General features: G+C 71.3%; 10 protein-coding genes, 1 tRNA gene and 2 pseudogenes. 7 read left to right on the forward strand and 6 right to left on the reverse strand.

Going from position 1 to position 12,556, the window contains the following annotated elements:
• Together DIZ27_RS48125 and DIZ27_RS42010 are read right to left on the reverse strand one after the other, a co-directional pair.
• A pseudogene (locus DIZ27_RS48125) lies at positions 1–1,389 on the reverse strand (hypothetical protein); the annotation flags it as partial.
• Between the two features lie 9 nt (positions 1,390–1,398).
• Complete coding sequence (locus DIZ27_RS42010; protein WP_109383577.1) at positions 1,399–2,388, reverse strand: SMI1/KNR4 family protein; 990 nt, start codon at positions 2,386–2,388, stop codon at positions 1,399–1,401.
• 352 nt (positions 2,389–2,740) lie between these two features.
• On the opposite strand from DIZ27_RS42010, the gene DIZ27_RS42015 reads away from it, so the two are divergent.
• Both DIZ27_RS42015 and DIZ27_RS42020 read left to right on the forward strand, forming a co-directional pair.
• Positions 2,741–3,271 (forward strand): YwqJ-related putative deaminase, encoded by a 531-nt coding sequence (locus DIZ27_RS42015; RefSeq protein WP_109383578.1) that lies wholly within the window; start codon positions 2,741–2,743, stop codon positions 3,269–3,271.
• Positions 3,272–3,334: 63 nt separating this feature from the next.
• Complete coding sequence (locus tag DIZ27_RS42020; protein WP_109383579.1) at positions 3,335–3,868, forward strand: SUKH-3 domain-containing protein; 534 nt, start codon at positions 3,335–3,337, stop codon at positions 3,866–3,868.
• A 39-nt stretch (positions 3,869–3,907) separates the two neighbouring features.
• On the opposite strand, the gene DIZ27_RS42025 is transcribed toward DIZ27_RS42020, so the two are convergent.
• The 4 genes from DIZ27_RS42025 to DIZ27_RS42040 all read right to left on the reverse strand — a co-directional run bounded on the left by DIZ27_RS42025 (position 3,908) and on the right by DIZ27_RS42040 (position 8,390).
• On the reverse strand, positions 3,908–5,227 hold the full coding sequence (locus DIZ27_RS42025) for a sensor histidine kinase (protein WP_109383580.1): 1,320 nt from the start codon (positions 5,225–5,227) through the stop codon (positions 3,908–3,910).
• A gap of 211 nt (positions 5,228–5,438) precedes the next feature.
• The gene (locus DIZ27_RS42030; protein ID WP_109383581.1) at positions 5,439–6,266 is read right to left on the reverse strand and encodes an ABC transporter permease; all 828 of its coding nucleotides are present in this window, start codon (positions 6,264–6,266) and stop codon (positions 5,439–5,441) included.
• On the reverse strand, positions 6,263–7,198 hold the full coding sequence (locus DIZ27_RS42035; protein ID WP_109383582.1) for an ATP-binding cassette domain-containing protein: 936 nt from the start codon (positions 7,196–7,198) through the stop codon (positions 6,263–6,265). The genes DIZ27_RS42030 and DIZ27_RS42035 overlap by 4 nt, the downstream gene beginning before the upstream one ends.
• A 109-nt stretch (positions 7,199–7,307) precedes the next feature.
• A complete protein-coding gene (locus tag DIZ27_RS42040; RefSeq protein ID WP_109383583.1) occupies positions 7,308–8,390 on the reverse strand; it encodes a lysylphosphatidylglycerol synthase transmembrane domain-containing protein in 1,083 nt (360 codons plus the stop codon).
• A gap of 223 nt (positions 8,391–8,613) precedes the next feature.
• Between DIZ27_RS42040 and DIZ27_RS42045 the strand changes: the two genes are divergently transcribed.
• From DIZ27_RS42045 to DIZ27_RS42065, 5 genes and pseudogenes are all read left to right on the forward strand, one after another.
• Positions 8,614–8,689, forward strand: a tRNA-Gln gene (locus DIZ27_RS42045).
• 127 nt (positions 8,690–8,816) lie between these two features.
• A complete protein-coding gene (glmU, locus tag DIZ27_RS42050) occupies positions 8,817–10,262 on the forward strand; it encodes a bifunctional UDP-N-acetylglucosamine diphosphorylase/glucosamine-1-phosphate N-acetyltransferase GlmU (protein ID WP_109383584.1) in 1,446 nt (481 codons plus the stop codon).
• A 172-nt stretch (positions 10,263–10,434) separates the two neighbouring features.
• Positions 10,435–11,415, forward strand: coding sequence for a ribose-phosphate diphosphokinase (locus tag DIZ27_RS42055; protein ID WP_109383585.1), 981 nt, complete (start codon positions 10,435–10,437; stop codon positions 11,413–11,415).
• Positions 11,416–11,623: 208 nt separating this feature from the next.
• The gene (locus tag DIZ27_RS42060) at positions 11,624–12,208 is read left to right on the forward strand and encodes a 50S ribosomal protein L25/general stress protein Ctc (protein ID WP_109383586.1); all 585 of its coding nucleotides are present in this window, start codon (positions 11,624–11,626) and stop codon (positions 12,206–12,208) included.
• A gap of 86 nt (positions 12,209–12,294) precedes the next feature.
• Positions 12,295–12,556: pseudogene (locus DIZ27_RS42065) on the forward strand (aminoacyl-tRNA hydrolase); the annotation flags it as partial.

A 12,556-nucleotide genomic window follows, 5' to 3' on the forward strand; every position in this document is an offset into this window, starting at 1 on the left:
GGATAGCCGTACGCCGGAGGCACCGCACCGGGCACACCGCCGGGAACGCCGGGGGGCACGGGAGGCGGCGTCCCGGGGACACCGGGCGGCGGCGGAGGTGCGCCGGGGCCGCCGACCGGAGGACCGGCCAGCATGGTCTCGCCGTGGTGCACGGGACCACGCCCTCCCGGGGCCCCCGGGCCCCCGGGGGCTGCGGCGCGCCGGGGACGCCGGGCGGGCCGGGAGGCTGCGGCGCGCCCCCGCCGGCCCCCGGGCGGCCGGGGTCGGCGAACACCGTCGCGGCGTGATGCACCCCGCCGGCCGGCCGCCCTGGGCGCTTCCCGGGCCCTCCGGACCCTCGAAACCGCTGAGTCCGTTGGACCCCAGCGACGACATCATCTGCGTCGGTACGTACCCGCCCGCCGGACCCCCCGGCGTGCCGGGACCCGGCGGGGGCACGGACGGCGGCGGAGGCGTGGCCCCCGCCCGCGTGCCCGGCGTGCCCGGGGCGCCCGGCGGAGGCGGCGTCGTCGAACCCGAGCCGCGGCGCGGCGGCGGCGCCTTGCTGGTCGCGGCGTCGGCGATGTCCCCGGCGTCCGGCGCCGACGGATACGCCGGCGCACCCGGCGGCACCTGCGCGTTCGGGACCTGGAGCGCCGGGCCCACCGCCGTCGGCGGCAGCCGGCTGCCGCCCGAGATCAGTGCCGTCTGCGCGTCCGGCGCCGCCGGCGGCGGCGTGTCGTCGTCGGACTGGCTCAGCGGCGGAGCGAACACGGTCTCCGGCAGCGGCACGGAACGGTCCTCACCGGTATCGGCGTTCGTGTCCGTACCGGCCCACGGCGTCGCCCCGGCCGGCTCACCCGACGCACCGGAACCGGCACCGGTACCGACTCCGGCGGTCCCCGCCTGGGAGCCACCCCCACCGGCAGCAGGCCAGGCGGCACCGGAGGAACCGGCCCCCGTGCCCGCCGCCGCGGCGGCACCACCGGCGGTACCGGCCGCCCCCGCCGCACCGCCCGACGTCTCCCCCCGACGATCCGGAATCCCCAGCCGGTCCGCGGCCTCCTGCAACCACTCCGGCGGACTCAACAGGAACGACGTCTGATTCAGATCCACCCGCGCCGCGGGCGCCGGCTCCGGCACCGCCTCCGCACGGCCGTACTCCTCCTCGTACCGGCGGATCACCTCACCCACCGCCAGCGCGGGCCACAACGAGGCCTCACCACTGTCCCGGGCGATCACCAGCCGTTGCGCGCCGCCGTCCGAACGCGGCCCGTCCGCACGGTCCTCCGCCCACACCACGAACCCGAGACCGAACTCCCGCACCCGCACCTCACGGTGCTGGTACGACGGCACATCCCCGTTGATCCACTCTTCCGCACGCTCCTGCGCCTGCGCGAACGTCACCATCGCCAGACCTCACTCCCCCGCGGAGGAAACCGGAACGACCTGCGCGAAGCCGCCGTCCACCATCAGATTCGCCACCGTCTCCAACTCGGGCGGCGACCCCGCCAACCGTGCCAGAAACGCGTCGAAGTCGTCCCCGCACGGCAGCAGCAGCCGCTCCACCCGCTCCGCCGGCGTCCATGACGGGTCCACGTCCCGCGCGTCGTCGTACGCGCAGAACCACACCGAACCCACCCGGTCGCCCTTCACCTTCACCGCCAGCAGACCGCCCTGGACGAAAGCGACCCCCAGGTAGTCCTTGGTGAGGTGATCACGCAGGCACTTGTTGACGTACACCAGGTCATTGACCGCGGCCTCGTCCCGCACCGTGAAGAACGGCTGGTCGACCAGCAGCCCCAGCTCCGCGTCCAGCGCCGTCCCCACCGGGGCGCAACCGCCCGCCACCTTCAGGAACGACCGGTACGCGCCCGGCAGCCGGTACCCGAGGTCCTCCTCGACCCCCAGCACCTGCGCCTCGGTCACCGCGAGCCCCGACTTCGGCAGCCCGAAATGCGCCGGACGCGTCTCCTGCAGCGGCCGCGTCCCCCGCTTGTCCTGGTCCACGCCCGAGGTCACCACACCACCGTGGTGCCGCAGCAACGCCTTCACCTCGACCGGCACCAGTTCCAGCCGCCGCGACGCCACCACGTGATGCCACGTCCAGCCGTGCGGCGTCGCCACCGCCGGCACCGTGTCCCACAGCTCATGACCGGTCGCCGCCAGCGCCGCGTTCGCCGACACGTAGTCCGTCAGCCGCAGCTCGTCGACACCGAAACCCTCCGGCGGCTCCGCGATCTCCGCGGCCGCACGCGCGTACGGCGAGAAATCGGGGTAACCACGCTCGTCCACCCGTACCCCTCTCGGGTGACGGGCCGCCCGCACCGGATCCGGGAAGTGCACGACCTGCCCGGCATAGGCCGCATTCGGCGGCACGGTTTTCTGCCCGAGCCGACCTGTCGTCATGGCGGTTGCCCCCTGCGGCACTCTGTACGCCCCGCACCGACCACCCTCGGGCCGTTACGGAACGTATTCGACTGTCACGTCTGTTTCGACTGCTTACCGCCGCTTCCCGCCGGTGCCCCGCACGCCATCCGCACGGATCACCGCAGGAATCGCGGTGCCGACAGCCTATGCGGTACGACGGCACCGGTCACCGGGCACCGACCGCTCACCCCTCCGGTTCCGTGACCAACCGTCACCCTCCCGTGACAGTCAGCCCAAACCTGGGCGTGTCACTCCGCCCCAGCTTCCCCATCAGCCACGCCATTTGGCACTCTGTGACCTTCCGGGGGATGCGCGGGAGGAAAAGACGATCATGAATATGACGCAAACAGGGGCCCACCAGGGAGCCCACACAGGTCGACCCGGCGCCCCCCGCACCGGCGACCCCCGCGTCGGCTGGAGCGCCGCCGACGCCGCCCACACCCCTCTCCTCCACCACCGCCGCGACGGCATCCTGCCCACCATCGCCGCCGCCCTCTCCATCCGCGGCGCCACCCTCACCGGCACCGCCGCCCGCGGAGACACACCCCCCGACCTGCACCCCCTCGTCCAGGACTTCCTCGACACCCTCACCAGCGGCCAACGCGACCGCTTCACCGGCCGCTGCGCCGAAACCATCCTCATCTCCCGGCACCTCACCGCCGCCGACAACGCCCGCAGCAAACGCGCCGCACGCAAACCCATGACCAACGGCGAAGCGCGCAAAGCGCTCAAACAAGCCAAACTCACCGCCCGCCACATCCGCGAGGACGGCGACCCCCTCCACGGAGGCTTCGCCGCCCCCTGTCGCGCCTGCACCGCCCTCACCGCCCACTTCGGAGTCCGCGTCGTCGACCCCGGATAACCCCCGCCCCCCACCTTCCCCCGGCACCGACCGGCCACCACCACGACGACGGACGAACGGCAGATGCACACCGACCGCACCCCCACCCCCCACCGCCCGGCCCCACCCGAGCCAGGGGGAACCCCACCGCGCTTCCCCGACCCCGTCGACGCCGCCCTGCGCACCGCCGGCTGGCGACCGGGCCGCTGGGACATCAAGCAAGCCGAGATCTGGGCCGACACCCTGCGCGAGCACACCTCACCCGCCGGACACCGCCACGCCGTCTTCCCCTCCGCCGTCGAAGCCTGGGCCGAATTCGGCGGCCTCCGCATCGCCCCCGTCGGCACCGGCCGCCAACTCGCCCCCGCCACCCTCCACCTCGACCCCCTGCACGGCCTCCACATGGCCCGCACCCTCGGCGACCTCGGCCGCGCCCTCGACACCGACGTCTGCCCCGTCGGCGCCGAAACCGACACCCACACCCTCATCGCCATCGACGCCCAGGGCCGCGTCTACGCCCTCGACCACACCGGCGACTGGTACCTCGGCCACCACATCGACCAGGCCCTCACCGCCCTCGTCACCGGCACCCAGCCCGCCCGCCTCACCACCGGCTGACCACGCCTCCGGGCCCACGGGCCCGGCCCCGGCCCTCGGCTACGACGCCGGGATCACCGCCGACACCCGGAAACCCCCCGCATCCGTCGGCCCCGACACGAACACCCCGCCCAGCGCCGAGACCCGCTCCTTCATCCCCACCAGACCGTTCCCACCCGACGGCAACCGCGCCGACGCCCCCGCCTCCGGCGGCGGCTCGTTCTCCACCTGCATCGCGATCTCCGACACCCGATGCGCGAGCCGCACATACGTCTTCGCCCCCGGCGCGTGCTTGTGGACGTTCGTCAACGCCTCCTGCACCACCCGATACGCCGTCGACTCCACCTCCCCCGCATACGGCCGGCCCTCACCCTCCACCGACAGATCCACGACCACCCCCGCAGCCGCCGACTGCTCCACCAACTCGCCGATCTCCGCCAGCCTCGGCCCCTCGCCCCCCGCACCCCGAGCCTCGTCCACCGCCCGCGACGCGGCCGCGGCCGCCGCCACACCCACCGCCACCAACGGCACCGCGTCCCCGGTGCCCCGGCTTCCACCGCCCCCGCCGGACCGCAGCACCCCGAGCATCTCCCGCAACTCCGTCAACGCCTGCCGGCCCATGTCCCCCACCAGCGCGGCGTTCTTCACCGCCTTCTCCGGATCCTTCCGCGCCACCGCCTGCAACGCCGCCGCGTGCACCACCATCAGACTCACCCGGTGCGCGACCACGTCATGCATCTCCCGCGCGATCCGCCTCCGCTCCTCGTCACGCGCCCACTCGGCCCGCTCCTCGGCCCGCTCCGCCAACAACTGGAGCTCCCGCTCCAGGCTGTCCGCCCGTTCCCGCAGACTCTCCATCAACCGCCGCCGCGCCCCCACGTACAGCCCCAGCAGCACCGGCGGCGCGGTCAGCCCCAGCGACGTCGTGATCGACGCGAACGGAACGAACCAGTCCCCCAGGGTCAGCTCCCCGCGCGCCATGTCCTGCCGCACCCGCACGAACGTCACGATGAGCGTCCCCACCAGCGACATCCCCGCCAGCGACCCGATGATCCGGCGCGGCAACTCCGACGCGGCCAGCGTGTACAGGCCGACCAGGCCCATCAGAAAGCCCATCTGGGCCGGCGTGATGGCGATCACCACCAGCACCACGGCGATCGGCCAGTGCCGCCGCACCACCAGCACGGAACCCGCCAGCAGCCCGAAGACCACCCCCGCGGCCACCGGGATCCCCGCGTCCCGCGCGAACGGGATCCCCTCCAGCCCGCACTCCAGCGCGGACACCGCCGCAAGGCTCACATCCAGCGCGGCACTCCGCCGCCTGCCCCACCACCACGGCCCTCCGCCGGCCGCCACATGATCTTCCCCCGTCGTGGTCATGCCCTCCAGCCTACGGGCGCGCGATGCCGGTTTTCCGGGCAGTTTCCCCGACCGAACTCCATCACGATCCGTGACCGTTCGGATGCGACAGGAGTCGAAATCACTCGAACTACTGAATCGCGCACCGTTCGACCCGGGAAGCCCACATTCCACCCGGACGGTATGCGCATGACACGCGCACCCGGCAGGTACACGGTCGCGGAACGCCCCCTCACACCGCCTTGCGATAGAGCCATACGCCCAGTGGTGCGAACGCCAGCACAATGCCCGCGTCCCAGGCGAGCGCCTGCCACACGTCCTGTGCGGTCGGCCCCCCGAGGACCAGGTCACGGACCGCTTCGGCGGTCCGTGACACCGGCTGGTGCCGGGCGAACGCCTGCAGCCATCCGGGCATGGTGTCGACGGGGACGAACGCCGCGGACGCGAAGACCAGGGGGGCCAGAACCGGAAATGCCGCGGCCTGGGCCGTCTCCGGATCACCGACCGCCATGCCGACCACCGCGAAGATCCATGACATCGCGAACCCGAAGGCCAGCACCAGCAGGATTCCGCCGAGCAGCGCCCACACGCCGGCGTGAATGCGGAAACCGATGGCGAACCCCACCCCCGTCATCAGCGCCACCACGAAGACGTGGCGCCCGAGATCCGCCGTGGTTCGCCCCACCAGCACCGCGGATCTGGCCATCGGCAGCGACCTGAATCGCTCCATCAGGCCGGTCTGCATGTCCGTGGCCAGGCCGATCGCCGTGTTCATGGCCCCGAAGACCGCCGTTTGCACGAAAATGCCCGGAATCAGGAAGTCGACGTAACTGACTCCGTGGAGGGCCGGCGCGACGACACCTCCGAAGACGTACCGGAACATCAGCACGAAGACCAGTGGCTGGATGGTCGAGAACACCAGCAGCCGCGGTATTCGTCGCAGGGCGGTCAGATTCCGCCATGCGACGGTCAGACCGTCCCCGGCGGTCCGCACGAGCCGCGTTCCGGGCTGGGCGAGCAGCCCCGGGCGCTGGGCGGGTCCGGTGGCGGCACGGGTCATGACCGGTCCCCGGTCAGCTGCAGGAACACGTCGTCCAGGCTGGCTTCCCGTACGGCGACGGTGCTGGGCACCAGGCCGTGCGCGTCCAGGAGCCGGAGGCCGTCCAGCAACTGGCGTGATCCGTCGCGTGAGGCCAGGCGGACCCGGGACGCGTCGACGCGGGGCGAATCCGCGAAGTGCGCCCGCAGCAGTTCGGCCGCCCGCAGGGCCCGCCGGGTTTCTCCCATGTCGAACTCGATGACGGTGTCGCCCAGGTGCGTTTTGAGACGGGCCGGGGTGTCGTCGGCGATCACCCGTCCCCGGTCGATGACGACCACCCGATGTGCGAGTCGGTCGGCCTCGTCCAGGTACTGGGTGGTCAGCAGCACGGTCGTACCGTCGTCGACGAGGTGTCGGATCAGGTCCCACAGCGCGTTGCGGCTGTGCGGGTCGAGGCCCGTGGTGGGCTCGTCGAGAAAGAGGACCGGTGCGTCGGGAACGAGCGCGGCGGCTACGTCCAGGCGTCTGCGCATGCCGCCGGAGTAAGTCCGCACGAGACGCTCGCCCGCGGTGGTGAGGTCGAACCGTTCCAGCAGTTCGGCCGCGCGGACCCGGATCCGGGAGCGCCGCACGTGGGTGAGCCGTCCGATCATGCGCAGGTTCTCCCGGCCGGTGAGGTTGCCGTCCACCGCCGCGTACTGCCCGGCCAGACCGATCAGGCCCCGGACGGTCGCCGCTTCGCGGACCACGTCGTGCCCGAGGACCTCGGCGTGGCCTGCGCTCGGGCGCACGATCGTCGTCAGGATCCGAATCGCCGTGCTTTTACCAGCGCCGTTGGGCCCCAGCAGGCCGAGGACGGTACCGGGCCGGACTTCGAAGTCCACCGAGTCCAGTGCCGTCACCGTCCCGAACCGCTTGCTGAGACCGGTAACACTGATCGCCGCCTGGCCCACCTGCCCACCTCTCGGTGCAGCGGAGAACCTGTCCCGTCCATTCTCACTCCGCGGCCGGGAAGCGCCCACAGGGAAGGACCACGACGAAGGACCACGGCGACGGCACGCATCACGTCTCCGGCTCTCCGCGTTCGGTGTGCGCCCGCCGGTGTGAGGCGATCGTGAGGCCGAGCCAGCTCGTCCAGCCGATCGCCTGCGGGGCCCAGTAGCTCGCGATCCGGTACAGGAGTGTCAGTGCGATGGCCTGGTCGACGCGCAGCCCGTAGAGCACCAGGAGCGCGGCAAGGCTGGTTTCCACGATTCCGAGGCCGCCGGGCGTGAGCCGCAGGGCCCCCGCCAGCTGGGTGAGGACGTAGGCGACCAGCGTCCCCGGCCAGGGCAGCGCGATACCCAGTCCCCATGCGCAGGCGCCGAGGCAGGCCACGTCGAGAGCCCAGTTGGAAACGGCCAGGGCGAACGGCGTCAGCCATGGGCGTACACCGGGCTGCTTCGCTCTCACGTGTCGAACGAGGTGGGACAGCCCGTTCTCGATGTTCCACATGCGGGGGGAACGGACCCCGATCCGCCGCCACGCGCGCCAGACCCGGCGCCGCACGGGCGGGAAACGCGCCAGGGCGACCGTCCCGGCGGTGACGAGAACGAGGGCCGCCGCCAGCCAGAGCACCGCAGTTCGCAGGCCGACGGCAGCTCCTGCTCCTCCACCGGCCAGAACGCCGGCCACCAGCAGTGAGAACAGGGCGAGACCGGAGAACACGCCGGACACCGCGAGGACGGCGCCCGCGAGCACCGGCGACACACGGCAGCGCCGCAACTGTCGGAACAGCCAGGCAGCGGCGAACGCCGCCCCGGCGGGGAGCGCCCCGGCCACCGCGTTGGCCGCCAGGATCATCACGGCCACACGGCCGAACCTCAGACGGGCGTCACCCGCCCTCAGCAGCCACCATTGCATCGCCGCCATACAGGCCAGGGACAGCGCCTCGAGAAGGGCGGCGAGTCCCAGCCGTCCCGGCGGGACCGCCCCCATCAGACGCAGGGCCAGGACCAGGTCGTGGCGCCGGTTCAGAGCGACGAGCGCGGCTGCCGACACGATGACGGCCGACACCAGCCACCACCCAGGGCGCAGGATCCGTGCAGCCGGCGGACGGGACACCGGATCCCCGGCGACTTCCGGTCCGCCCGTGTCATCCGCCATACAGACCACGTTACGGAGGGGCTCGCCACCGGCACGGCAAGCTGTGGGCCGGCCGGCGGACGGCACCGGCAGACCACCGGCTTCCGCGTCCGCCGACGTGCGACCGCGGGTGTCTCGTCCTCACCGTGCGACAGAGCAGTGAGCCGCACCGTCGCGTCGAGGACTGGTGGGGCGCCATCGTGACCCACGCGCAAGCATGTCTCCGGTAAGGTCTGAGGCGCTGTCCCCCGTGGTGTAACTGGCAGCACACTAGATTTTGGATCTAGTAGGACAAGGTTCGAATCCTTGCGGGGGAGCCACAGCACAACCCCAGTTCGGGTCCTGACCGGTCGAACCCTCGGTCAGGACCCGCACTCATGTCCCCCCACGAACGCCCCGGTATCCTGCGGTTGTCCACCCCCACCCCACACAGCCGAAGGGCATCCCGTGAGCGCCAACCGCCCGGCAGCCGTCGTCGTACTCGCAGCGGGTGAGGGCACCCGTATGAAGTCGGCCACTCCGAAGGTCCTGCACGACATCTGTGGCCGTTCCCTGGTGGGCCATGTGCTCGCCGCCGCCGGTGAGCTGGAGCCGGAGAACCTGGTCGTCGTCGTGGGCCACGCCCGCGAGCAGGTGACCGCGCACCTCGCCGAGGTCGCCCCCGCCGTCCGCACCGCCGTGCAGGAGGAGCAGAACGGCACCGGTCACGCCGTGCGGATGGGCCTGGAGGCGCTGGGTGGTGTCGTCGAGGGGACCGTGGTCGTGGTCTGCGGGGACACGCCCCTCCTGACCGCCGGGACGCTTCGGGACCTCGCCGCCACGCACTCCGCCGACGGCAACGCGGTGACCGTGCTGACGGCCGAGGTGCCGGACGCGACCGGGTACGGCCGGATCGTGCGGGACGACACGGGCGCCGTGACGGCGATCGTGGAGCACAAGGACGCCACCGATGTGCAGCGGGCGATCCGGGAGATCAACTCCGGGGTGTTCGCGTTCGACGGGCAGCTCCTGGCGGACGCCCTGGGCAAGGTGCGGACGGACAACAGCCAGGGTGAGGAGTACCTGACCGATGTGCTGGGCATCCTGCGTGAGGCCGGGCACCGGGTGGGTGCGTCGGTGGCGGGTGATCACCGGGAGATCGCGGGGATCAACAATCGGGTGCAGCTCGCCGAGGCGCGGCGGATCCTCAACAACCGGCTGCTGACGGAGGCCATGCTGGCCGGGGTGACGGTGGTCGATCCGGCGACGACGTGGGTGGATGTGACGGTGACGTTCGAGCAGGACGTGACCGTGCATCCGGGGACGCAGCTGCACGGTGCGACGCATCTCGCCGAGGGCTGTGAGGTGGGCCCGAACACGCGGTTGACGGACACGCGGGTGGGGGCCGGCGCGCGGGTGGACAACACGGTGTCGGCGGGTGCCGAGATCGGGCCGGAGGCGACCGTCGGGCCGTACGCGTATCTGCGTCCGGGGACGCGGCTCGGGCGCAAGGGCAAGATCGGTACGTACGTGGAGACGAAGAACGCGTCGATCGGTGAGGGGACGAAGGTTCCGCATCTGTCGTACGTGGGGGATGCCACGATCGGCGAGTTCTCGAACATCGGTGCGGCGAGCGTGTTCGTGAACTACGACGGACAGGACAAACATCACACGACGGTCGGGTCGCACTGCAAGACGGGGTCGGACAACATGTTCGTGGCACCTGTCACTGTCGGGGACGGTGCTTACACGGCTGCCGGCTCCGTGATCACGAAGGATGTGCCGCCCGGTTCACTGGCCGTTGCCCGTGGCCAGCAGCGGAACATCGAGGGTTGGGTGGCTCGTAAGCGCCCGGGGAGTGCTTCCGCGAAGGCGGCGGAGGCGGCTTCGCAGGGGTCGGCCGAGGAGGGGTGACCGAAAAGCGGCGCGTCCGATTCGGCGTACCGTGATAAATGCACATCTGCACCCCACCTGCCGAGACGGCTCCTCGCATACGGACCGAGAAGCCGCTCGCGACCGAGCCGCGTACCCCCTCGCCACCCGCGAGTCCCCGCGATACCTGCGAAACCTCTGAGGAGAAAGTGCTGTGACCGGGATCAAGACGACCGGCCAGAAGAAGATGATGTTCTTCTCCGGCCGCGCCCACCCCGAGCTTGCCGAGGACGTCGCCCGCCAGCTGGGGGTCGAGGTCGTCCCGACGAAGGCCTTCGACTTCGCCAATGGCGAGATCTATGTGCGGTACGAGGAGTCGGCCCGTGGTGCCGACTGCTTCCTGATCCAGAGCCACACGGCACCGATCAACAAGTGGATCATGGAGCAGTTGATCATGATCGACGCGTTGAAGCGTGCGTCGGCCAGGTCCATCACGGTCATCGTGCCGTTCTACGGTTACGCGCGGCAGGACAAGAAGCACCGGGGCCGTGAACCGATCTCGGCGCGTCTGATCGCGGACATGATGAAGACGGCGGGTGCGACCCGGGTGCTGACGGTGGATCTGCACACGGATCAGATCCAGGGCTTCTTCGACGGTCCCGTCGACCACCTCTTCGCGTTGCCGCTGCTCGCGGACTACGTGGGGGCGAAGGTGGACCGGGAGAAGCTGACCGTGGTCTCGCCGGACGCGGGCCGGGTGCGGGTGGCGGACCGCTGGTGCGACCGGCTGGGCGCGCCGCTGGCGATCGTGCACAAGCGGCGGGACAAGGACGTGGCGAACCAGGTCACGGTCCACGAGGTGGTCGGTGAGGTGAAGGGCCGCGTGTGCGTCCTGGTGGACGACATGATCGACACGGGCGGCACGATCTGTGCGGCGGCGGACGCGTTGTTCGCGCACGGCGCGGAGGACGTCATCGTGACGGCGACGCACGGTGTGCTGTCGGGTCCGGCGGCGGACCGGCTGAAGAACTCGCGGGTGAGTGAGTTCGTGTTCACGGACACGCTGCCGACTCCGCACGAGCTGAGTGCCGAGCTGGACAAGATCAAGGTGCTGTCGATCGCGCCGACGATCGCGAGTGCGGTGCGTGAGGTGTTCGAGGACGGTTCGGTGACGAGCCTGTTCGACGAGCAGTAAGGGTTCTGCAGCCCGGCCCCCTGGTGGTCCGGGAGATCGTTTTGGGTGCGGCCTCCCCGTCCGAGTAGACTGCTGCAGTTGCTCGGCGAGGGAGGCCGTATCGCTTCTGAGGAGCGGGGTACGGCGGTCCGTAATCGACGTGCTCTTCGTAGCAGGCCGTTCGTGGCCGGGTGACCACGTCCGTAACTGACTTCGAGGAGTGATGAGCATGGCCGATGTGAAGCTGCACGCCGAGACCCGTACCGAGTTCGGCAAGGGTGCCGCGCGTCGTGTCCGTCGTGAGGACAAGGTCCCGGGTGTGGTGTACGAGCACGGTCTCGAGCCGCTGCACCTGACGTTCCCGGGCCACGAGCTGCTGCTGGCGCTGCGTACGTCGAACGTGCTGATCGAGCTGGTCATCGACGGTGAGGGCAGCCAGCTGGCGATCCCGAAGGCCGTGCAGCGTGACCCGCTGCGCGGTGACCTGGTGCACGTGGACCTGCTGAAGGTGAAGCGGGGCGAGCGGGTCACCGTCGAGATCCCCGTGCTCGCCGAGGGTGAACTGGCCCCGGGCGGCAACCTGCTGGAGCACGTCCTCTCCGCGCTGCCGGTCGAGGCGGAGGCGACGAACATCCCGGACAACGTGACCGTCTCGGTGCAGGGTCTGGCGGCCGGTGCCGCGGTCCTCGCCAAGGACCTGGTGCTGCCGGAGGGCGTGAAGCTGACGGTCGAGGAGGACACCGTCGTGCTGCAGGTCCTGGCCGCGCAGGCCGAGGAGGTCTCGGAGGGCGAGGAGGAGGCCGCCGAGGCCTGATCGTCCTCGCGGGCTTCGTCGCCCGCGGAGGCTTCGTATTCTTCGATGCGCGGAGGCGTGAATACGTGAAGGAGGGAGACACGGACGTGACGACCGATGACGCGGCGGCGCCCTGGCTGATCGCGGGGCTGGGCAATCCGGGGCCGGAGTACGCGATGAACCGGCACAACGTGGGGTTCATGGTGGCGGACCTGCTGGCGGAGCGGGTCGGGGGCCGGTTCAAGCGGGCCGGGAAGGCCCAGGCTCAAGTGGTGGAGGGGCGGATCGGGCCGCCGGGTCCGGCGHGCCGGCGGGTGATCGTGGCGAAGCCGATGTCGTTCATGAMCCTGTCGGGCGGCCCGGTGAACG

This window comes from Streptomyces sp. NWU339, assembly GCF_003143855.1.
In the GTDB taxonomy this organism is placed as follows: domain Bacteria; phylum Actinomycetota; class Actinomycetes; order Streptomycetales; family Streptomycetaceae; genus Streptomyces.